The sequence below is a fragment of the Photorhabdus sp. P32 genome (assembly GCF_038085095.1).
Taxonomy (GTDB): Bacteria; Pseudomonadota; Gammaproteobacteria; order Enterobacterales; family Enterobacteriaceae; genus Photorhabdus; species Photorhabdus luminescens.
Window position 1 is genome coordinate 1 of sequence record NZ_JAZGJN010000039.1, and the last position, 565, is coordinate 565.

General features: G+C 25.3%; 1 protein-coding gene. It reads left to right on the forward strand.

Going from position 1 to position 565, the window contains the following annotated elements; genetic code table 11:
* The coding region (locus tag V2H77_RS00120) for a fucose-binding lectin II (protein ID WP_341497187.1) at positions 1-99 on the forward strand (99 nt) is incomplete at its 5' end.
* Positions 100-565 lie beyond the last annotated feature (466 nt).

Consider the following 565-nt stretch of genomic DNA (forward strand, 5'->3'; position numbering starts at 1 on the left):
CTTGATGGAAAACCGGGGACAGCCACTATCGGTGCTGAAAACGGCACCAAGAATAACTACAATGACTGCGTCGTGGTATTAAATTGGCCATTGGTGTGAATTAAGAATTCCTTAGTGAGTTCTACTTTCGGTAAAAATAAAAATCATTAATAGATTAAAGCGGTATTATGCCGCTTTTTATATAAATACATTATCGATCTAATATATTTTTAATATATTATTGTTAAAACAAAAAGACAAATAAAATAGAAATACAAAATAATGTTTTTTATCTTAACTGTATAATACAAACTTTATCTCTTAGTCTATATTTATATTTTTTGCAAACAAACAACGTCATTAAATAAATAAACAACCTATTAATATATAACGTTGCCATAATCTATCTTTTATATTAATTTTCATAGCGTAAATTTTTCTGTTTCGCCAAATAGCTTTAATATTATTATTACTATTCTTTATCTATGAACAGTAAATTTAACAAACATGAGAAATCAATAACAAATTTAAAAACTATAAAGGATATATATTAATGAACTCAAGTGTCTATTTATTCCTTAATGCA